At 71.9% G+C, this 20,365-nt stretch carries 11 protein-coding genes; 6 read left to right on the forward strand and 5 right to left on the reverse strand.

The window, feature by feature from the left end; all coding sequences use genetic code 11:
- Nucleotides 1–62 precede the first annotated feature (62 nt).
- On the reverse strand, nucleotides 63–536 hold the full coding sequence (locus AOK22_RS27040; RefSeq protein ID WP_055701338.1) for a DUF6542 domain-containing protein: 474 nt from the start codon (nucleotides 534–536) through the stop codon (nucleotides 63–65).
- A gap of 438 nt (nucleotides 537–974) precedes the next feature.
- On the opposite strand from AOK22_RS27040, the gene ychF reads away from it, so the two are divergent.
- Nucleotides 975–2,063: a redox-regulated ATPase YchF gene (ychF, locus tag AOK22_RS27045; RefSeq protein WP_055701329.1), complete on the forward strand. Its 1,089-nt coding sequence runs from the start codon at nucleotides 975–977 to the stop codon at nucleotides 2,061–2,063.
- Nucleotides 2,064–2,240: 177 nt separating this feature from the next.
- On the opposite strand, the gene AOK22_RS27050 is transcribed toward ychF, so the two are convergent.
- The 3 genes from AOK22_RS27050 to AOK22_RS43765 form a co-directional block, all read right to left on the reverse strand.
- Nucleotides 2,241–4,121: a DUF2075 domain-containing protein gene (locus AOK22_RS27050; protein WP_055701330.1), complete on the reverse strand. Its 1,881-nt coding sequence runs from the start codon at nucleotides 4,119–4,121 to the stop codon at nucleotides 2,241–2,243.
- A 110-nt stretch (nucleotides 4,122–4,231) separates the two neighbouring features.
- Nucleotides 4,232–6,289 carry a DUF2075 domain-containing protein gene (locus tag AOK22_RS27055; protein ID WP_055701331.1) on the reverse strand — a complete coding sequence of 686 codons (2,058 nt, stop codon included), beginning with the start codon at nucleotides 6,287–6,289 and terminating at the stop codon, nucleotides 4,232–4,234.
- A gap of 163 nt (nucleotides 6,290–6,452) precedes the next feature.
- Complete coding sequence (locus AOK22_RS43765) at nucleotides 6,453–6,581, reverse strand: DUF6408 family protein (protein ID WP_237773407.1); 129 nt, start codon at nucleotides 6,579–6,581, stop codon at nucleotides 6,453–6,455.
- Between the two features lie 686 nt (nucleotides 6,582–7,267).
- Here AOK22_RS43765 and AOK22_RS27060 point away from each other — a divergent pair.
- Genes AOK22_RS27060 through AOK22_RS27080 form a run of 5 tightly spaced genes read left to right on the forward strand, consistent with a single transcriptional unit; the run spans nucleotide 7,268 to nucleotide 18,091 of the window.
- The gene (locus AOK22_RS27060; protein WP_055701332.1) at nucleotides 7,268–8,095 is read left to right on the forward strand and encodes a hypothetical protein; all 828 of its coding nucleotides are present in this window, start codon (nucleotides 7,268–7,270) and stop codon (nucleotides 8,093–8,095) included.
- Between the two features lie 35 nt (nucleotides 8,096–8,130).
- Nucleotides 8,131–10,206 (forward strand): CHAT domain-containing protein, encoded by a 2,076-nt coding sequence (locus tag AOK22_RS27065; protein WP_055701333.1) that lies wholly within the window; start codon nucleotides 8,131–8,133, stop codon nucleotides 10,204–10,206.
- Nucleotides 10,203–15,308, forward strand: coding sequence for a tetratricopeptide repeat protein (locus tag AOK22_RS27070; RefSeq protein ID WP_069885970.1), 5,106 nt, complete (start codon nucleotides 10,203–10,205; stop codon nucleotides 15,306–15,308). The genes AOK22_RS27065 and AOK22_RS27070 overlap by 4 nt, the downstream gene beginning before the upstream one ends.
- Nucleotides 15,305–16,651, forward strand: coding sequence for a hypothetical protein (locus AOK22_RS27075; RefSeq protein ID WP_157872298.1), 1,347 nt, complete (start codon nucleotides 15,305–15,307; stop codon nucleotides 16,649–16,651). The genes AOK22_RS27070 and AOK22_RS27075 overlap by 4 nt, the downstream gene beginning before the upstream one ends.
- A 24-nt stretch (nucleotides 16,652–16,675) precedes the next feature.
- Nucleotides 16,676–18,091, forward strand: coding sequence for an amidase (locus AOK22_RS27080; protein WP_055701336.1), 1,416 nt, complete (start codon nucleotides 16,676–16,678; stop codon nucleotides 18,089–18,091).
- Nucleotides 18,092–18,094: 3 nt separating this feature from the next.
- Here AOK22_RS27080 and AOK22_RS27085 read toward each other — a convergent pair.
- A partial coding sequence (locus tag AOK22_RS27085; RefSeq protein ID WP_055701337.1) for a discoidin domain-containing protein occupies nucleotides 18,095–20,365 on the reverse strand: 2,271 nt, incomplete at its 5' end.

The following is a 20,365-nucleotide window of genomic DNA, read 5'->3' on the forward strand; positions in this document are numbered from 1 at the left end:
GGCGAGGGCGTGGTCGCCGGGCGGCGGTGGCGGGGGGCACGGCTCGGGCGCCCCGCCCGAGATCAAGCGGTGGGCAGCCGCTTCCCGCGACTGGTCCCTTGCCCCTGCCCCTGTCCCTGTCCCTGCCCCTTCTTCATCTGGGCCTGCACCTTCGGGGGGTGGGTCTGCCGCCGCTGCGCCATCAGCCGGATCTTGCGTACGCAGACGATGAGCCCGGCGACGAGCGTTCCGCCGTACAGCCAGCCCGCGTGCAGGGCCAGCGACGTCACGAGCCCCATGAAGTGGCCGCCGAAGCCGTCGGTGCCGCCCGAGATCGGCAGGATCCCGGCCGCGAAGGCGATGGGCACGCCCACCGGGGCGGTGACGAGGTCGGCGGGGCGCACCCACAGCGCGGTGAGCGCGGCGACGGGCAGGAAGAGCACGCCGTACGTGACGGGCGACTCACCCACGAGCAGCCGGATCAGGCAGGCGAGCACGAACATCACGGCCGAGCAGAACAGACCGCTGCCGAGCCCCGTGAGACGGGGGTTCGGCATGCGGCGCAGCGAGCGGTACAGCGGGCTTCTGCGCAGGGCCCGGACGAACGGCGGTACGGGGCGCCGCGGGCGGGACCCCGCGCGGTACACCGTTCCGGACTCGGCCGGCCTGCCCTGCGGAGGCAACGGCGCGGTGCGCCGCTGCCGGGCCTTGGGACCGGCCTTCGGGGCGGACTGAGGGGGACGCGTCCTGTGTTGCTCCACTGGACCAACCTAGGTCGGCCCCCGCGCGGAATCAGGCATGGGACACGCCCTTTGAGTGACCTTGGCCAAGCGTTCGACGGGGAGCGGGGCCCGGGCGTCCCGGGGAGGCGGCCGACCGGCGGGTCCGGTGGCGGCACGCCGTAGACTGGTGGATCGGCCCACGCACGCAGGGGCCGGACCCACCCGGCCCGCACGGGCCGTCCCACCCAGCCCTCACGTACGGGAAGTCGCAACGTGTCGCTCACGATCGGAATCGTCGGTCTGCCGAATGTCGGCAAGTCGACCCTGTTCAACGCCCTGACCAAGAACGACGTGCTGGCGGCCAACTACCCGTTCGCCACGATCGAGCCGAACGTCGGCGTGGTCGGTGTCCCCGACTCCCGCCTGACGAAGTTGGCCGAGATCTTCTCCTCGCAGAAGGTCCTCCCGGCGACGGTCGACTTCGTCGACATCGCGGGCATCGTGCGCGGCGCGAGCGAGGGCGAGGGCCTGGGCAACAAGTTCCTGGCGAACATCCGTGAGTCCGACGCGATCTGCCAGGTCATCCGCGCCTTCAAGGACGAGAACGTCGTGCACGTCGACGGCAAGGTCTCGCCCAAGGACGACATCGAGACGATCAACACCGAGCTGATCCTCGCCGACCTCCAGACCATCGAGAAGGTCCTGCCGCGCCTCCAGAAGGAGTCGCGCATCAAGAAGGACATCGCCCCGAAGGTGAAGGCGGTCGAGGAGGCCAAGGCGATCCTGGAGAAGGGCGACACGCTCTTCTCGGCGGGCATCGTCCAGGGCTCGGGCAACGAGGAGCTCCTGCACGACCTGCACCTCCTCACCACCAAGCCCTTCCTCTACGTCTTCAACGTGGACGAGGACGAGCTGACGGACGAGGCGTTCAAGGCCGAGCAGCGCGCGCTGGTCGCCCCGGCCGAGGCGATCTTCCTCAACGCCAAGCTGGAGGCGGACCTCGCGGAGCTGGACGAGGAGGACGCCATGGAGCTCCTGGAGTCCGTCGGCGCCGAGGAGCCGGGCCTGGCCACCCTCGCCCGCGTCGGCTTCAACACCCTCGGCCTCCAGACCTACCTCACGGCAGGCCCCAAGGAGTCCCGCGCCTGGACGATCAAGAAGGGCGCCACGGCCCCCGAGGCGGCCGGCGTCATCCACACGGACTTCCAGAAGGGCTTCATCAAGGCCGAGGTCATCTCCTTCGCCGACCTGGTCGAAACGGGCTCGGTCGCCGAGGCCCGCTCGGCGGGCAAGGCCCGCATGGAGGGCAAGGAGTACGTGATGCAGGACGGGGATGTGGTGGAGTTCCGGTTCAACGTGTAGCGGCGTGCCGTACTGATCATCACTGATCAGGCAGACACACAGGCCAGGTGGGGCGGCTCAGTCTTGGGCCGCCCCACCTGGCCTGCTGGCTGGATTCTTGTCGACGGCGCGTGGAGCAAGCCTGAATGCGTGATTCGTCGGCTTGGCACGCGGCCGGGACGTCGCCGTTTGAGCGCATCAGACGGGCGCGAGGCTTGAGGCCGTGCCAGTCAGGGCGCGAAGCTTCTGGCGTGTTTCTGCATCGGTCGAGTACACCACCGTGCCGATCATTCCCCGCGTCAGCAGCACTTTGTACGTGTTGCGGATCAGCCGGTCCACGTCCGCATCCGGAGTGGACTTCTTGAAGACCGGATCTTTGGACGCCGAACGGTCGGTGACCCAGTGGTCACCCCGCCACACCAGGTCGGGGCCCAGGATGACGCCGCTCCAGTCGTACTCGAAGCCCTGCGCTGTGTACACACAGCCCACCTGCCCGAAGCCGGCCGGATCGGTCGCCCACAGTGCGGCCGGAGGCGCGCCTCCTACGGACCGGTCACCGAAGACGTTCCAGGGCCGCTCCCACTCCCCGATGGCGATGTCCGTGGGCAGCGCCTGCCCGGGGTCCACCTTCTTCGTCCACTTCCAGCAGTACCCTGCGGACATGCGTGCGCTGTACCCCTGCGAGCGGCGTTCGTCGAGGAATGCTTCCATCTCTTGGGGGCTGTCCGCGATCATGAGCTGCATCTTGTCGTCGGGCTCCCACGCCAAGGGGCCGCCCGGCTCAAGCCCCAGCAGCCGCACCACCCACCGCAGGTACGCATCGCTGCCACCGCAGCGGAACTGGCTGTCCAGCGGTACCACCTGACAGCCGAGTTGCTTCTTGGCGGCGGCCGCCTCGATCTCCGCGACTGTGCCCATTTCGCCGGGCCGTACGACTTGGTGCTCGTCGAGCAGGAACACCGGGACGCGTGCCGCGTCGATGAGTTCCTCGATCTGGGCCTTGCCGGTGCGGTTGGACGCCGGCGTGTAGCGGTTGGCCGATGTCTCCCTGATGCGATGAGCTTCGTCGCAGATCAGGACATCGAGACTGTTGCGCTCGGCGGTCATGAAGCTGTTGAAGTACTTGAAGAGGTCCTTCACCTCACGCTTCCGGGCCCCGGCGACCTTCCTCATGGTCGTCGTGAACGAGCTGGAGCCCGTCGCGTGCAGCGCGGTGGTGCCCTGCCGGTACAGCTCCCCGAGGAGCGACAACGCGATGACACTCTTGCCGGTACCGGGCCCGCCGGTGACGATCACGACCTCCTTGCGATCGGATTGCCTGGCGCGGCGAACAGCGTTCAGGACCGTGCGGTACGCGATCTTCTGCTCGTCCAGCAGGACGAACTGCTCACGTTCACGGACCTCTTGGGCGGCCACCGCCATCAGCTGCTGCGACGGGCCGACTTTCCCGTTGACAAGTTCGTCCGCAGCCGAGGCACCTGACTCCGGAGCCAGCTTCGTACGCAGAAATTCGATGAACTCGCCGCGTCGCGCGCCGATGAAGAGCTGGCCGTACTGGTCCTGCTCGGCCTCGAAGAGCCCGCTGACGCCGAACTCGGTGGCGTTGTGCAGATATGCGGCGCCGTTGAGGCGCTCCGGGTGCTTGGCCAAGGCCCCGTTGAAGGAGACGAGGTACTCGCAGTAGCCGCGTACCTGGTCGACCGGGTTCAGTACCGCTCGGGCATATGAATCAATGCGGCACAGCGACGGATCCTCGTCGTCCGGTTCCGCACTGCTCCACTGCTTCAGCTCCACGATCACGTAGGACGGCAGCCCGGTCTTGGGGTGTACCCCGGCCAGCACCGCATCGGCCCGTTTGCTGTTCAGCGGCAGTCCGTACTCCAGGAGCACCTCGACCTGCCCGAGTCCGGCATCGTTGAGCGCGCTTGCGAGCACGGGGATGCTCCGCTCCCACGAGCGCACCTCGGACGGGCCGGGCTTGTGACCGTGCACGTGCACGAACTGCTCCGTCAAACGGAAGAACAGAGCGCCGGAGAGGCACTCGGCGGCGACCGCTGCGGCAGAGTCGCGGAACAGCAAGAGATGCCCCCAGGCAGCACGAAGAGACTCGTGCGGGTGGGGGCGTTTCCATCGCTGCCCCGCTGGGCGGAGCGGAAGCCCGGCGGGCCGCAACTACATCGGGATCAAGGTTACCTGTGCCGTCTGCGGTGGGCGGGTGGCAGCTGCGATCCTTCGGCGGTGAGCCTCGGCTGGGCGCCGTCGTAGTGCTGCATGCCGATGGTGCCAGTGATGAGCTTTCGCAGTTCATTGTGGGTCGCCGGGTCGACCGCGTACACCACGGTGCCGACCACGCCGCGGGTGAGGAGCACGTGGTAGGCATTGAGGATGCACCGGGTGACTACGGCGTCGTCGATCGCACCGCGGAAGGCGGGATCGCAGGAAGCGCTCCGGTCCACCGTGAACTTCCCGTCGCGGAACAGCAGATCGGGGCCGATGACGACACCGTTCCAGTCGTACTCGAAGGTCTGTGCCGTGTAGACGCAGCCGATCTGGTCGACGCCACGGCCATCGGTCGACCACAGGTGCGACCTCGGTGCGTCCGGGACATCGTGCTCCGGCTTCACGTTCCACGGCCGGCGCCAGTCCCCGATCTGGACGTCGTCGACAAGTCGCCCTCCGTCCGGGTTGCTCCACGGCCAACAGAAGCCCGCAGTGATGCGGGCTGTGGCTCCTTCGACGTGGCGTTCCCGGATGAACCGCTCCATCTGCTCGGGGGAGTCGGCGACTGTCAGCGCCATCCTCCCGTCCGGTCGCCAGGCAACCGGATCGGAGGCGCCAAGGCCCAACAGTTGCTGAACCCAGTCCTGGTAGCGCTTGCTTCCGCCCGCCCGGAACGTGCCCTCCAGATCGGTCACTTCGACCTCGCAGCCCATGCCCATGGCGAGCTCTTTGAGGTACGTGGCCGTACCCACCTCGTCCGGGCGGATCGACTGATGGTCGTCGAGCAGAAAGATCGGTACTTTGGCAGCCTTTATCACCTCAGTCGCCTGTGGCCGGTCGTCGTCCCGCAAGGACTTCGGCATCCAGCGGTGCGACGAACTGCGCCGTATGCGATGGGCCTCGTCGCAGATCAGGACGTCAAGGCTGTCCGGTGGGGTCTCACTGAAGCTGTTGAAGTACCGGTAGAGCCTGTTGGCAGCACGGCGCTTCTCCGCAGTCTGCCCTCGACGGGCCGTGCCGAGCATGATGTCGCGCAGCGTCTCCGTGTACGCGTGCGAGCCGCTGGCCAGCACGGCCTCGCGGCCCTTGAGTCCAAGAGTGCGCTGCAACTCCAGGGCCACTGCGCTCTTCCCGCTGCCAGGGCCGCCCCGCAGGATGTAGACGCGCTTGGCACCCGGCTCGGAGGCGAGGCTGTGGTCGGTACCGGCGTCGTGGAACAGTCCGACGTCGAAGCCGGTGAAGCGTGCAGTCTTCTCCAGGTGCCGGGTAATTCTGTCGACCGCGACGTACTGTTCGTCGAGGAGTGTGAGGCCTCCACCGATGACGGAACGCTGACGAGCCACGTCGGTGACCTTGAGCAAGGGGTCCTGGCGTGCCTGCGTCAGTGCGCATGCGGCCCGTTTGCCGGACGTGGCAGCGAATCTTGAAGCAAGGACTCTCCGGAATCGGTGCAGATCATCGAGCGTGTAGAGGAATCCATGGTCGGTCTCGGGCAGACCGAACAGCGCCTCCACATCCGCGTCATGCGCGTTGTGGAGCAGTGCCACACCCATCAACCGGTCCTCGTCCTCACGCAGATGGGGCAGATAACGCAGCATGTACTCGCAGTAGCGCTGGACCTGTCGCACGGGGTGCAGCTTGTTCTTCCCGTCGCCGAACCCGAGATCAACGGCGATGGGGCACAGCGGGTCCACCGTGGCATGCCGTACCTGCTTCAGCTCGACCGCAAGGTAGGAGTCCGTACCCGTGCCGGGGTGTTGGCCGCACAGAACCAGGTCGACCGCGGAGTTGGTGTGCGGCAGATCGACCTCGATCTGTACCTCGACGTCGTCGAGGCCACAGTCCAGCAGAGCCCTGACCACTACGGGGACGCTGTTGTTCCAGGAAGCGACATCACCCTGCCCGGCCGCTCCACCCTTGATCCGGGAATGCTCTTGGATCAGTTGCTCGGTGAGCGGAAGGTGCGTTGATCCGGCCTGACCAACTATGCGCCGGCCGAGCTCAGCTGCGGACAGTTGCAGAAGCACGAAGGTCCCCCAGGCACGAGATGACTCGTGCGGGTAGGGGCATGTCCTTCGTGACTTCGCCGAAGCGGAGTGGAAGCCCGTCGGGCCGCAATGACGTTCCGTAGATTACGCGGCCGTGGAGAGAGGTGAGGGCGGGCCCCCGTGGGCCCGCCCTCCGCCCGGCTCAGCCGAGGCGGTTCACAGCGGCCTGCGCCAGAGCCCATACCAGGTTCGAGCCGAGGCTCGCCGCGATGCCAATCAGGACATCACGGATCCAGGTGCGGCGCTTGGGCGTGTACTCGACGGCAGCCATAGGTAATGCGTCCCCTTCGGTGTGACCGGTGACGGCGCCGGATGGCTCCCGCCGGGAGCGCACCATGCGATTGCGTCACCGCACCAAAGGGCCTACGTCTTCCCAGGCCACGTCGCGTACACCCTTTGAGGAGGGCACGCGGTGCAGGGCAACGCTAGCTGACGACCGGGCATTGTGGACAAGGAATTACCCGCCGGCCTGGCCGTGGCGTCAGGGTGGCGGTGGTCTCGGCTGCCGCCGAGGAGATCAGCTCGGAGATGGCATCGGCGGGTCGGTGGACGTCGTGCTTCGGGGGGGGATCCCGCGTTCAGCGTTCCCTCGTCGGTGAGGGGCGCCTCGGCCGGCGGTTCCGCCGATCGAGGCGACGAACGGCGAGACCGTCCGGCTGCGCCTGCGTGCCCTCGTTGGGCAGATCGACACTCATCGTTGTTGATCGGCGTCCGTCACTCTTGATGCCATCGCCATCGGCGCGCTGGCAACGTGCGCTGACGCTCCGGTCTGGTGTCCCGCTGGGTTTCCCCCCAACTCCACTGCCCCCGCCCCGAGTTCGCGTCCCCCCGCGCCCGCGGGGCGTATCCATACCGCATATTCCTCCGCCGCGTGCAAGGCCCTTACATTCCGGGGTCCGGTGGCTCCACCCGCTGCTAATCTCCCAGAAAGAGCCGCATTCTCAGGGGGGAGCGGCCATGGCCAAGGGCGCGTACGCGGCGTATCGGAAAGCGCTGAGCGATGTGTACGGCGGCTGGTGGTTCACCTGGCCGTTGACGCAGAAGGTGCACGTCGGTGACGTGCGCGCGCTGCACGACGGGGGCACGGTCACCGCGGGCACGCTCGCCGAGCGGAAGATCGAGGCCAAGCCGGGCCGGACCGGCGCGCCCGGCGACATCCTGTACGACGCGGGGGGCTCCGTCGGCGTCGCGTTCAAGGCGGCGGGCGCCGCCGCCCAGGGCTTCTCCGCGCTCGCGGCGGCCGATGCCGGGGCCCGCGTCGACTTCACGGCCGAGCACAGCGCCCTCGTCATCTACACGGGCCTGGCGCAGGACGGCCTGAACGACGTGGCGCAGCTGGCCCAGGAGCTGGTCCAGCGCTGCTGGCACGGCGAATGGGACACGGCTCTGTTCGCCGTCACCGAAGTGATCTCCGCGCGGGCCGGCACCGTCCTGACCGCCGAACGCAAGGGCGCCAGCGCAGAGTTGCGCATCCAGGCGGACGTCGGGCCAGGCCCGCTGAACCTCGCCGACCTCGCGGGCAGCGTCTCCTTCAGCGCCGCGAGCCGGCTCGGCCTGAAGTGGTCGGGCACCGACCTGACGCCCGTCTACCGAGGCGTGCGGATCTCCCGGTCCTGGTGGCGGCGCGAGGTCGAGGCGGAGTACGGCACCACCCAGCCGGGCCGGGGCCTCGCCGCCGACCCCGTCCCCGACCTGCTCCTCGAGCAGGCCAGGGACGACGTCTGGTCGGTGGTGGAACACGTGGAGCCGGACGGGCGGCTCCCGGGCAGTGACCAACTGCCCTAGGCGGCACAGCACGGCGCGATCCTTCGGGGGGAACCATGACCGACGTCGTCCTCAGCATCCACAGGGGCCACGTTCGACTGCACACGGACACCGATGACAACAGCGAGCCCGAGTGGCCGCTGGGCGACGAGCTGGTCGCGATCATGAACGATCCCGTAGGCGCCGGGGCGGCGGAGTTCACGGGGGCCCTGGAGCCCGGAGCGTCCCCGCAGGAGCGGATCGCCGTCGGCCTGCGCCTGCACGAGGGACTGCTCGGCGGGGCGCCCGAAGGGCTCTGGGACCAGGTGCAGAGCGACGCCTCCGAAGGGTCACCGCTGCGCGTCAGGCTCGACATCGACTGCCTGCCGCTCGCGGCGCTTCCCTGGGAGCTGATGCGGGACCGGCGGCGGCCGCTGTGGCGCAACAGCCGTGTCCTGCTGCGCCGCGGACGGCACGGGGGACCGCCCGACAAGTGCGAGGACACCGAGGCCAGCCGCATGGGCCCGCTGCGCGCTCTGCTGGTGGTCTGCAACCCGAACGACCCCGACCTGCTCGCGGACTGCGAGCTCGCCATGATCGGCGCCGCGCTCACCCGCCTGCCGGGCCGCGTCCACACCGAGGTCGTCGACGGCCCGAGCCTGTCGCAGCTGGCCGCCGAACTGGAGCACGTGCGCCCGCACGTCCTGCACTTCATCGGGCACGGCATGAGCGCCGTCGAAGGGGACGTGGGCGGGCTCCACTTCAACGCCCAGCAGCCCGTGGCCGCCGACGACCGGCAGTGGAAGGCGGCGCAGGAGGCCTGGGTGCTGGGTCCCGACGAGATGCACGTCCTCTACGACAGGTGGCGGCCGCGGCTCGTCGTGCTCAACGCCTGCCGCCAGGCGCACGCCCCCGCCGCCGATCTGGCGGCGCTGGTCGACACGTGTCTGGACCGGGGCTCGGCCGCCGTGGTCGCCATGCAGGCCGACATCGAGTCGCCGGCCGCCGCGCAGTTCTCCCACGCGCTCTACCAGGACCTCGCCTGCGCCAAGTCGATCGACGCCGCCCTCACCGAGGTCCGCAACCAGCTGCACATGGCGGAGCCGGACGGCCCCTCCTGGGCGCTGCCCGTCCTGCAGTGCGGCGTGGACGACCCGGGCGAGGTCGTCCGGGTGGAGTTCGGCTACAAGGAGCCCGAGCTGACCCGGCTCGGCGAGAGCTGGCCGTTCGGCGAGCTCGCGATGTTCCTCGGCCGGGCCAAGGAGCGGCGCACCGGCTGGTGGGAGCAGTGCGACGAGAAGCCGCCGCAGCGGCTGATGGCCATCACCTCCGCGCAGCGCGAGTCCGGCAAGACCTGGCTGGCCAAGTGGTGCCTGCTGACCTGCATGCTGCGCGGCGAGGACGTCACGTACGCCGACCTCGCCGCGTACGCGGGCCGGGGCAACGGCGACGACCCGGTGACCCTGGACTGGCTGGCCGTCCTGCGCGCGCTGCGCAAGGCGTGCACGGACCCGCGCCAGCCCGACGCGATGCTCCCGGTGGAGTTCGCCCGGTTCAACCAGGTGCTCAACCGCGCCCTGCGCGGCGGCAAGGAGTGGGCCCAGCGGCTGCCGGCGTCCTCGGAGGACCGGGGCGGACCCTTCGTGGTGGAGAGCGACCGGCACGCCGAGGCCCGCAAGCGCGAGATCTTCCAGGCCTTTCTGAGTACGCTGCGCTCCCGCGCCCAGGCCCATCGCCGTCCGCATCTCCTGGCGATCGACCACGCGCAGGGCATCATCGAGTCCGACTTCCGCTCGGTGCTGCGGCCGCTGCTGTTCGAGCCCGTGCAGGAGCTGACCGACGAGTTTCCGCTGCGTGTGCTCGTGGTGACCCCGCAGAGCTGGCCGGGCTTCCGCCATCTCCAGGAGTTCATGCAGAGCGACCCGGTTGCCCTGACGGACTTTCAGTTGTACGACTACAAGCGGCTGGCCCGCGAGTTCTGGGAACGTCAGGTGCACAGCAGTCGCGTACCGCGGGACTGGACGTTCAAGGGCTTCGAGCAGGTGCTCGACGCCGCGCTCCAGGGCAGCAGCAAGCAGTCCTTCCCGGTGACGGCGTACCAGCAGATGCTGGACGTGCTCCTCGGCATGGCCGGCATGAGGGAGGCGGGATGATGACCGACCACGACGCGCGCCGCGAGGGGCCGTTCGCCGAACTCGCCGCCCGGCTCGGCCGGGGCGAGGGCCTGGACGACATCCGCCGCACCCTGCTCCCGGACGCCTGGAACGACGTCCTCAAGGCGGCGGCCGTCGCCCGGCTCTTCGACGACACCACCTACAGCTCCGTCCTCAAGGAGTTCGCCGGCGACGACCCGCCCAGCCTCGCCGCCCTCAAGGAGCGCGGCGCGGTCGAGGAGATCGCGGGCCGCCGCCTGTTCCGGGTGCCGGACGCGTTCCGGTCCTCGTACTTCCTGTCCTGGCTGCGCGACGGGGCGAGCTCCGAGATCCCCGACGCGCTCGTACGCCTGGAGCGCAGGCTGAGCGAGCACTGGCACGACCGCGGCAAGCCCGCCGAGCGGTTACGGCATCTGATGCTCGCCGACCCCGACGCCACCGTCGAGCTGTTCACGACCCTGTTCTCCGCCAGCGACGAACGCCGCGACTTCACCCGCTGCCAGGACTTCACCGACGCGCTGGCCGACCCGGACCGTGCCGCGGTGGCCCAGCGCAGGCTCCTCGAACTGGCCGAGGACCGCGCCGGCTATCTGCGCGCCCGCACCTACTGGACCACCGACTACGCGCGCTCCGCGCAGTTCCTGGAGCCGGACGGCCTGTGGGAGCGTGCCCAGCGGCTGCTGTCGCCCAAGGGCCCGCGCGTCTGGCAGATGTACGGCAGCGGCGGCTCCGGCAAGACCATGCAACTGCGCTGGCTGGTCTCGCGCAGGGCCGTCACCCCGGAGAAGGACATCAACTGCGCCCGCATCGACTTCGACATCGTCGACCCGCTGAACGCGGCGCACTGGCCCTGGCTGCTGCTTCTCGAAATCGCCGACCAGCTCGAACAGCGGCTGCCCACACGGGTGTTCGCGGGCCTCGACGAGTACGCCGCGTACCGCTCGCTGCTGCGCCGCCCCACCTCGCGCTCCGCCGTCGAGGCCGCCCGCGGCATCCGCAGCCAGGACGCGAGCCGCATCGAACGCGAGGTGGTCGCCGCGTTCACCACCCGCTTCAACCAGGGCCTCGGCACCGAGCAGCCGGTGCTCGTCGTGGTGGACACCCTGGAGGAGGTCGTCGTCCGCAGCTCGCGCACCGACAGCCTGCTGCGGCTGCTGGGGGAGACCGTGAAGCGCTGCAAGGCGATGCGGCTGATCCTCTCGGGCCGCCCCGACCTCAGCCTCGCGCACGGACCGGCCCTCGCCACGCTCGGCGCCTACGAGAACGTGCCGGTGCCCGGGTTCACCGCCGACGAGGCGGACCGCTATCTGCACCACATACGGGGCATCCAGGAACCCGGCCTGCGCGAGGTCATCATCCGCCGCAGCGAGGGCATCCCCTTCCACCTCGCGCTCTTCGCCGACAACATCGACCAGAACCCCGAGGCCACCGCGGAGTCGATGGACAGCCTGCGCGACCCGCTCATCCGCTACCTCGTCAACCGCGTCATCCGCCGCATCGAGGACCCTCTCGTCCGCTGGCTGCTGCGCTACGGCGTGATCCCGCGCAGGCTGCGCCGCGAGCACCTCTACGACATCCTCCAGCCCCATCTGCGCGAGCGGATGACCGCGCAGTCCAAGGAGGACGACCCGCTGACCGACGCGCACCACATGCGCGGCAGCGACGACGTGTTCCCCTTCGTCGAACAGCCCCTCGACAAAGAGAAGCTGGACGAGGCCTGGCGCAAGGTCCTCACCTACGCCAAGGGCTCCTCGTGGATCAGCGAGGTCGCCGAGGACCAGGAGTCGGTGGTCTTCCACGGCATGGTCCTCGGCCCCATGCGCGACCTCATCTCCGACAAGCCGATCTTCGCGCAGCTCCACGGGGACTTCGCCGAGCGGTTCGAGCTGCGCGCCCAGGACGACCCCGACAACTGGTCCTGGTATCTGCGCGAAGCCCTCTACCACCGCTTCCAGATGCGCGACCCGGGGGCGCCGGAGGCGTGGCGCGGCGCGATGGAGCGGGCCTGGATGGCCGGGGAGACCGACCGGCTGCGCGATCTCGCCGAGGAGCTGCTCGGCGAGGAGTACGTGGACCGCGGCACCCCCCGCAGCACCTGCGGCGGCACCCTCGTCACGTACGACCTGATGGCCGAGGCCCATCTGAACATCGCCTACGCGCAGTTCAGGGACGGCATGGCCGAGGGCGTGCCGTCCGACGTGCACGACCACGTGTGGTCCGAGGTGGAACTGCACCTGGCCGAGGCCGACGCGCTGTACCGGCGGGCGGGCGCGGGGGAGGACCGGCGCCACTCGGTGCGCGAGGAGGTGGTGCGGGCCACGCTCCTGAGCCTGCGCGGCAACCCTGAGGACGCCGTCCGCCTGCTTGAGGCCGCGGTGCTGCACCGGGTGGGGCTGCCCGAGCTGGAGAAGCTGTGGGCGCTGAGCATCCTCGCCACCTCGCAGCGCAGGCTCGGCTCGCCCGACGCGGCCAACGCCTTCCAGCGCATGCTCGTCTTCGCCGGTGAGATCCACCGGCCGGACATCGCCGCGCACGCCGCGTCGGCGGAGGCGGCGCAGTACCGCCTGATGGGCAACGTCGGACGCGCCATCGAGCTGTACCAGCAGGCGGCCGGGCTGCGCTACCGGGCGGGCGTCTCCGCGTTCCAGGCCGTCGCGCAGCGGGCGGGACTGCTGCTGCGCTGCCGCCGCCCGCAGGAAGCCCTGCGCGTCCTCGACGGCGTGGAGGTCCACTCGCCCCGCGAAGAGGCCGACCGGGCCCGGCTGCAGGCCAAGGCCCAGCTCCTGCTCGGCAGGGAGGGGCCCGCGCTCGCCGCGCTCCAGCGCGCCGACACCGCCGCGGGACTCGTGCCCGACGCCGAGCGCTACCGCCAGCTGGCCCAGAACGCCCAGCTGCGCGGGGTCGCCCTCGGCGAGCTGCACGAGATCGAGGGAGCCGACGACTGCTTCACCAGCGCGACCGGCCTCTGGTCCGAACTCGGCTATCTGGCGGGCGAACCCGAGTGCCACTACCTGTACGCCCGCTTCCTGCTGCGCGGCGCCCTCGACTACACCGCCGCCCACCCCCTGCTCGAACCGAAGGAAGCCCCGGGCCAGGAACCGGAGTTCGCGCTGCGCCTGCAGTTGCTCGCCCTGGAGTGGGCCAAACGCACCGGCAAGACCAGGGCGGGCCGGGTCCCGCCGCTGACGTACGGCGAACTGCCCGCCCTGGTCCGCCCCCTGCACGCCCTGTGCCGCATCGCCGCGCAGCCCGAGGGCGAGCCGTCGAAGGAGGCGCTGACGCAGCTGACGCGGGCGCTGGAGAAGGTGCAGCCCGTCGACGCCCGGCTCGCCACCCTGCGCGACCTGATCGACAACCCCGCGATGGAGGGCCGGGTGCCCTGGCCGCTGCTGCGGCCCTTCTACGAGATGGACGGCGACCGCGACGACCCCGACACGGGACTCGCCCAGCTGCTGATCATGCAAGTGCGGGGCGAGGCCGACGCCGGGAGCCTCGGCCGCACCGTGCGCACCCTCGTCGGGAGCGCCGACGGCAACCGGCTCATCGTGTGGCGGTGCGCGCGGATCGCCGCCCGGCTCGGCCACCGGGAACTCGCCGTGGAACTGCTGGACGGCGTGCCGTGGGAGGAGCCGCCCCGGGTGCGCAGCGGGGCGCCGCGCATCCCGCACCTGCGGCTCGCGCTGGCCGCGCTGGTGCTGCGCGCCGGGGTCGACCCGGACCCGGCGTCGGCCGGGGCCGCGCTGCGCAGGGCCATCGCGCTCGCGGAGCGGGGCGGCGGCGGGGCCACCCGGCAGAGCGTGCCGGTGCAGCTGACCGACTGCGCCCTGCGCATCCAGGTGGCCGGGGTCCAGGGCCGGGTGGGGGAGCTGCTGCTCGGCCTGCAGCGGCCCGCCTACCTCGACACCGACCTGCCGGACGACCTGCGGCTGTTCCAGGACTGGCGCGGGGAGATCAGCTTCCCGCTGCGGGCCCGCCCGGACATCAACCCGGTGGACGACAAGGCCGCGCCGCACCCCGCGAACCTCGCGAAGTGGCACGACGACATGTGGCAGCTGCGCACCGAGCTGATCAACACGATGCACGGCCCGCTGAGCTTCGTACGCCTGGAGTCGGAGGATCCCGCCGCGCACGCGCTGCCCTGGGAACTGGCCCTGCAGTCGGCCCTGGAGGGGGCCGACGGACAGGCGCGGCCGGTGATCTACCGCACGGTGCCCACCGGGGCCCGGCGCGTGGACGTGTGCTGGCTGCAGCTGAACCTGAACCGCAGGTTCCACCTCGACCTCGACGTGGACGGCATCGTGGGCCCGCAGACCCGGCAGGCCCTCGAACGCCTCCAGCCGGGCGCGGCGACGGCCGACTGGCCGCTGGTCGAGCCGGAGACCCGGTGGGAGCTGCAGCGGGACATGCCCAGCGAGCCGGGCACCCGCAAGGTGCTCGTGCTCAGCGCCAAGCAGGACGAGCGGTCCGTACCGCTGACGTACTGGCTGCGCGGCCGGCGCCCGCTGCTGGGCCAGTTCCCCGCCCGGCTCCTCGTGGTGGAGCCGGGCACCGACCTGGCCGAGCGCCTCGCGGGGCCCACGGAGGAGGTCGACATCCTGCACGTCGCCGCCCCGCTGAGGCAGCGCGACGGCATGCCCTACCTCGAACTCTCGCCGGTCGGGCACGCCCGGCGGCTGGCGAGCAAGGCGCGCGGCTCGGACCTCTTCCCGGTCCAGCTCTCGCGCTACCTCGCCGGGTTCGAGCCGGGGCGCAGGCCGCTCGTCGTGCTCGATCCGCCGTGCCCCGGCTCGGAGGTGGACATCCACGTCCAGCTGGCGCTGCGCAACCTGTTCGCGGCGCAGCTGTTCAGGCTCGGCAACTGCCCGGCCGTGGTGTGCACCGGGCTCTTCCCCGGGGGCGGCCTGAAGCAGGTGCTCGCCTTCTACCAGTCGCTGTCCGCGCAGGACCCGCTGGCGGACGCCGTGCGCGAACTGCGCACCACGGAGAAGCCGGGCGCGGTGGACCGCGGCACCACCTTCAAGACGGACGACGACGCGCGCCGGGCGACGGCGCTGTACGCGGCGGGCTCCTCGCTCCTGCAGCGGCCCATGGGCCAGACGTGAGACCGGGCCAGGCGCCGGACGTGGGTCCGGGCCAGGGGCAGCGGCGGGCGGTCCTCGCGCACTTCGTGGCGGGGCTGCGCGCCGAGCAGGACTCCTGGCGGCGCCTGGCCACCCAGGGCGAGGCGCCCGCCCTGGAGAAGCACCGCAGCCAACTCGCGGCCGTGGAGACCCTGCTGGCCGGGGGGATCGAGGAGGCGCGGGCCCGGCTGCGGACGGGCGAGCTGGCCGGACTGCCGGTGTTCGTCCTCGATCTGCACCACGTCTGGGACTACTTCCGGTCGAAGTTCGCGCTGCGCCGCCTGGCCGAGTACCGCGACTGCCTGGCCGTCGCGGACGAACTCGCCTGGGCCTGCTACCGCGCGCCGCTGGCCGCGGCGCTCGGGGCCGGCACCGCCCCGGCCAAGGAACCGCCGCTCGTGTCGTTCAGCCGGGCAGCGGCACCGCGCGCCCACCGGCGCGGCGACCAGTACCGCGAACTGCTGCCGCGCGGCGGCATCCACACCGGGGCGGGCCTGCGGCTGGTGCGCGGCCTGCCGTTCCCCGTGATCGACGTGCCCTGGTACCACGCCTCGCACCTGCCCGCCCTGCTGACCGTCGCGCACGAGGCGGGCCACCACGTCGAGGACGACTTCGGCCTCGCCCCCGAGATCGGCGAGCGCCTCGCGGACGCCGCGCTGCCCGACGCGGAGCGCGAGCGGTGGCGGCGCTGGGCGGGGGAGGTGTTCGCCGACGTGTGCGCGTGCGTGGTCTGCGGGGTCGCCTACCCGGGGGTGCTCGCCGAGACGCTCGGCGCGCTGGTGCCGGAGCCCGCGGGACCCGCGTCCCTCGACCACCCCCCGGCCGCCGTCCGGCTCGGCGTCTGCCGTGCCGCCCTGGAGCGGGCCGGGCACCCGCCCGCGGCGAACTGGCCCAAGCCGCTCGCCGCGACCCTGGACGAGTCGGCCGACGGCACCCCGGCCGCCGCCGAGGTGGCCGCGGCCCTCCTGGACGGCGGGTACGAACGGCTCGGCGGGGCGAGCCTGCCGGAGCTGCTCGCCCCGCGGCGGCCGATGCCCGGCGCCTTCCGCGAGTACCCCGACATGGTCCACGCCGGACGCCTGCTCGCCGGCGTCCCCTCCCGGCACCAGCGCATCCCCGGCGTCGTCGCCGCCGCGGCCCTCGCGTTCATGACCGATCCGGACGGCTACGACAGCCGCCGCGTCGGCGCCCGCGCCACGGCGGAGGCCCTCGGTCTGCGGCCCAAGGGGCCCCGCGCCGACGTGCCCCGCACCCCCGCGCGGGGTGCCGCCCCCGACGCGGAACCGGGCCGGCTGCTGCTGGGCGCCCTGCTCGGCGAGCCGTGAGGCGGCCGTGGGCAGACTGCCGACATGGACATCTGCCTGCTGGACGCCATCGAGCTCGCACGCCTGGTCCGCCGCCGTGAACTCTCCGCCCGCGAGGTGGTCACGGCCCATCTGGAGCGGATCGAACGGCTCGGCCCCACCGTCAACGCCGTCGTCACCCTCGACGCGGACGGCGCCCTCACCGCCGCCGCGCTCGCCGACGACGCCCTCGCGCACGGCGCACGGCCGGGGCCGCTGCACGGGCTGCCCATCGCCTTCAAGGACACCCACCTCACGCGCGGCATGCGCACCACCCAAGGCTCCCCGCTGCTCGCCGACTTCGTGCCCGACGAGGACGAACTCCTCGTCGAGCGGATCGAGTCGGCGGGCGCCATCCGCATCGGCAAGACCAACGTCCCCGAATTCGGCGCCGGTTCGCACACCTTCAACCCCGTCTTCGGCGCGACCCGCAACCCCTACGACCTCTCCCGCAGCGCGGGCGGCAGCAGCGGCGGCGCCGCGGCGGCGCTCGCCGCGGGGCTCCAGCCGCTGGCCGACGGCAGCGACATGGGCGGCTCGCTGCGCAACCCGGCCTCCTTCTGCAACGTCGTCGGACTGCGCACCACCCCCGGCCGCGTCCCCCTGCACCCGGCCCTCGACGCCTGGGGCAGCCTGACCGTCGCGGGCCCCCTGGGCCGCACCGTCGCCGACGCCGCGCTGCTCCTGTCCGTCATGGCGGGGCCCGACCCGCGCGGCCCGCTCTCGCTCGACACCCCGGGCGCCGTCTTCCGCGCGCCCCTGGGCGAGCGCGACCTGCGGGGGCTGCGCGTCGCCTGGGCGCCCGACCTCGGTGGACGCGTCCCGGTCGAGGCGGACGTACGCGCCGTACTGGCCGAACAGCCCAAGGTGTTCGCGGAGTTGGGGTGTCACGTCGAGGAGGACTGCCCCGACCTCGACGGCGCCGACGACGTCTTCCGCACCCTGCGCGCGCAGGCCTTCCAGCACGCGCTCGGCGTGTTCCTCGACGCGTCCCCCGAGTCCCTGCGCCCCAGCATCGCCCGGAACATCGAGGCGGGGCGCGGGCTCACCGGCGCCGACCTGGCCCGCGCCGCCGCCGCGCGCACCCGCCTCCACCTCGCCGCCGTCCGCTTCTTCGAGCGGTACGACGTGCTGCTCGCGCCGGTCAGCCAGGTCGCGCCGTTCCCCGTGGAGTGGGAGTACCCGCACGTCGTCGACGGGCAGCCGCAGCACTCGTACATCGACTGGATGCGCTCGGCCTCCCTGCTGTCCGTGCTCGGCGCGCCCGCGCTGTCCGTGCCCGCCGGGTTCACCCCCGAGGGCCTGCCCGTCGGCCTCCAGATCGTCGGGCCGCCGCGCGCCGACCGGGCCGTCCTCGAAGTGGGCGCCGCCTTCGAGGCCGCGACCGGACACGGACGGCGCCGGCCGCGGCTGCCCGACTGAGTCTCAGCGTTCGACCCGCAGCTCCTTCAGGGACGGCGCCTTCTCGCCCCGCAGGACCGTGATCCGCACCTGGCGCACCGGGCCGTTCCCGGGGGTGTGCCAGGTGCGCCCGTCCGCCGAGGTCTCCACGCGGTGCCCGGCAGGCCGCGTCCGCCACACCGGGGTGATCCGGCCGACCCGTCGCGCGCTCCCCAAGTCGACGGTCAGCAAGGCGCGTTCGGCGGTCGGCGACCAGGCCGTGACCGGGTTGCCGTCCACCGCGGCGGCGGCGTACAGGCCCGGCTCCTCGGAGGTCGCCGTCGCCGGGCGGCAGCGCGCCAGGTCGGCGGTCGGGGCCAGGTCGGGGCGGCGGGTCTGCAGGACGGCGGGGGAGCCGCGCCGCACGGTGACCGTGCCGCCGGGCGCCGTCACGCGGAAGGCGTCGCCCGACGTCAGCCGCACGGTCGTCTCCTTCGGCCCGATCGCGATGTCGTACGTCCGCCCCCGCCAGCGCATCCCGCGCAGCGTCACCCCCTGTGCGAGCTGCGGCGGCAGCGTCGGGGCGAGGCGCAGCGCGTCGCCCGCGCGCAGCCGCAGCCCCGTCAGGCCGTGCGTGAAGACCTGGAGGAAGCCGCCCTTGCCGGTGAGGAAGTCCTGCGCGGGCGAGCCGGCCAGGGCGTCACCGGCGCCCGCCTTCGTGCCCCGCGACTCCGAGAACAGCGCGAACGGCCCCCGCATGAACGGACGGACGGACCGCTGGAGATACGTGTACGCCGAGCAGCCCGGCTCACCGATCGCGGCCGCGTCGATCGCGTGCACCGAGTCCGTCATCGCGGGCCCGTCCGGATCGGTGCGGGCGCTGTAGTGGTCGAGCGTGGCGGCCGCCGCGCCCTTCGGCATCGGCCAGTCCAGCGGGTAGGTCAGCAGGACGGTGTCGGCCTGCTTGATGGTCGACCCGGTGTAACCGGCGTACTGCAGATAGATCTTGCGCCGGGGGTCGTAGGGGATGCGGATGCGGTCGGCGGTGGCCGTCCACGCGGCGGGGGGCCGCTCGCCGAGTGCGCGGGCCGCGTCCGCCGCCGCGCGCAGGGCGGTCACGGCGACGGCGTTGGTGTAGACGCCGTCGGTGACGCCGTTGCTGTACTCGTCGGGCCCGGCGACGTTCTGGAGGGAGAGACTTCCGTCCGGATTGCGGGTGGTGCGCGAGGTCCAGTACTCCGCGATGCCCCTGAGAAGGGGCAGGCCGCGCTCGCGCAGCCAGGCGCGGTCGCCGGTGGCGAGGTAGTACTGCCAGGCGGCCAGCGCGATGTCGCCCTGGAGGTGGTTCTGCTGGACGCAGTGCGGCGGATACCAGCTCTGGCACTCCGACCACAGCGCGCCCCGGCTCGCGCTGGTCCACGGGAAGAAGAGGCCCTTCACCGAGGTCCTGCGGGCGTTCTCGCGCGCGGCGCCGCTCGTGGCGTGGCGGTAGGCGAGGACCGGTTCGGCGAACGCGGGCCGGGTCGCGAGCAGCGCGGGGAACATCCACGTCTCCGCGTCCCAGAAGATCATGCCCGCGTAGTTGTCGCTGGTCAGCCCGGCGGGCGCGAGGCTGTCGCGGGCGCCGGGGCGGGTGGCGGACAGCAGCCCGTACTGCGCGGAGCGCGCCCACAGCTGGAGGTCGCGGTGGCCCGGGATCTCGATGTCGGAGGTCCACAGGGCGCGCCAGGCCGCCGCGTGGGAGGCGAACAGCGCGTCCCAGCCGAGGGCGGCGGCGCGGCGCGAGGCGCTCTGGGCCGCGGCGCGCGGCGCGCGGGAGGTGCGGGCGGTGTCCACGCCGACGTACTTCACGGCCTCGTACGTCCCGCCGTCGCGCACCCGGAAGTCGGCGGACTGGCGGTTGCCCAACTCCTGGGCCGCGCCCGCCTGATGGGTCACCCCGGGCGCCTTCAGGGTCGAGGCGACGGCGCCGTCGACGCGGGTGCCGTCGGTGCGGAAGGCCACGTCCATCGTCTTCTTGCCGCGCGGTCCGCCGCCGGTCTGCGCGATCCGCCGGGCGCCGCGCCCGTCGATGCGGTCGGTGACGGTGGCCCGGCCGCTCCAGTGCGGGGTGAGCCGCAGACGCACGGCGGCGGTGTGGGCCCGGTCGCGGGAGGCGAGCACGTCGTAGGCGAGATCGGTGCGGCGGCCGTCGGCGGTGGTCCAGGTGAGCGAGGTCCGCACGAAGCCGCAGCGCAGGTCCAGGGTCTGCCGGTAGCGGGAGACGCGGCTGCGCGGGCCGTACGTCTCGCCGCCGACGGTGACGTCGAGCGCGGT

Source organism: Streptomyces silaceus, assembly GCF_001419745.1.
GTDB lineage: Bacteria > Actinomycetota > Actinomycetes > Streptomycetales > Streptomycetaceae > Streptomyces > Streptomyces silaceus.

Bases quoted from the DNA above. Each gene is read 5' to 3' on its own strand.
- AOK22_RS27060 (WP_055701332.1), top strand. From the start codon at position 7,268: ATGGCCAAGGGCGCGTACGCGGCGTATCGGAAAGCGCTGAGCGATGTG.
- AOK22_RS27040 (WP_055701338.1), bottom strand. From the start codon at position 536: ATGCCGAACCCCCGTCTCACGGGGCTCGGCAGCGGTCTGTTCTGCTCG.
- AOK22_RS27070 (WP_069885970.1), top strand. From the start codon at position 10,203: ATGATGACCGACCACGACGCGCGCCGCGAGGGGCCGTTCGCCGAACTC.
- AOK22_RS43765 (WP_237773407.1), bottom strand. From the start codon at position 6,581: ATGGCTGCCGTCGAGTACACGCCCAAGCGCCGCACCTGGATCCGTGAT.
- AOK22_RS27080 (WP_055701336.1), top strand. From the start codon at position 16,676: ATGGACATCTGCCTGCTGGACGCCATCGAGCTCGCACGCCTGGTCCGC.
- AOK22_RS27065 (WP_055701333.1), top strand. From the start codon at position 8,131: ATGACCGACGTCGTCCTCAGCATCCACAGGGGCCACGTTCGACTGCAC.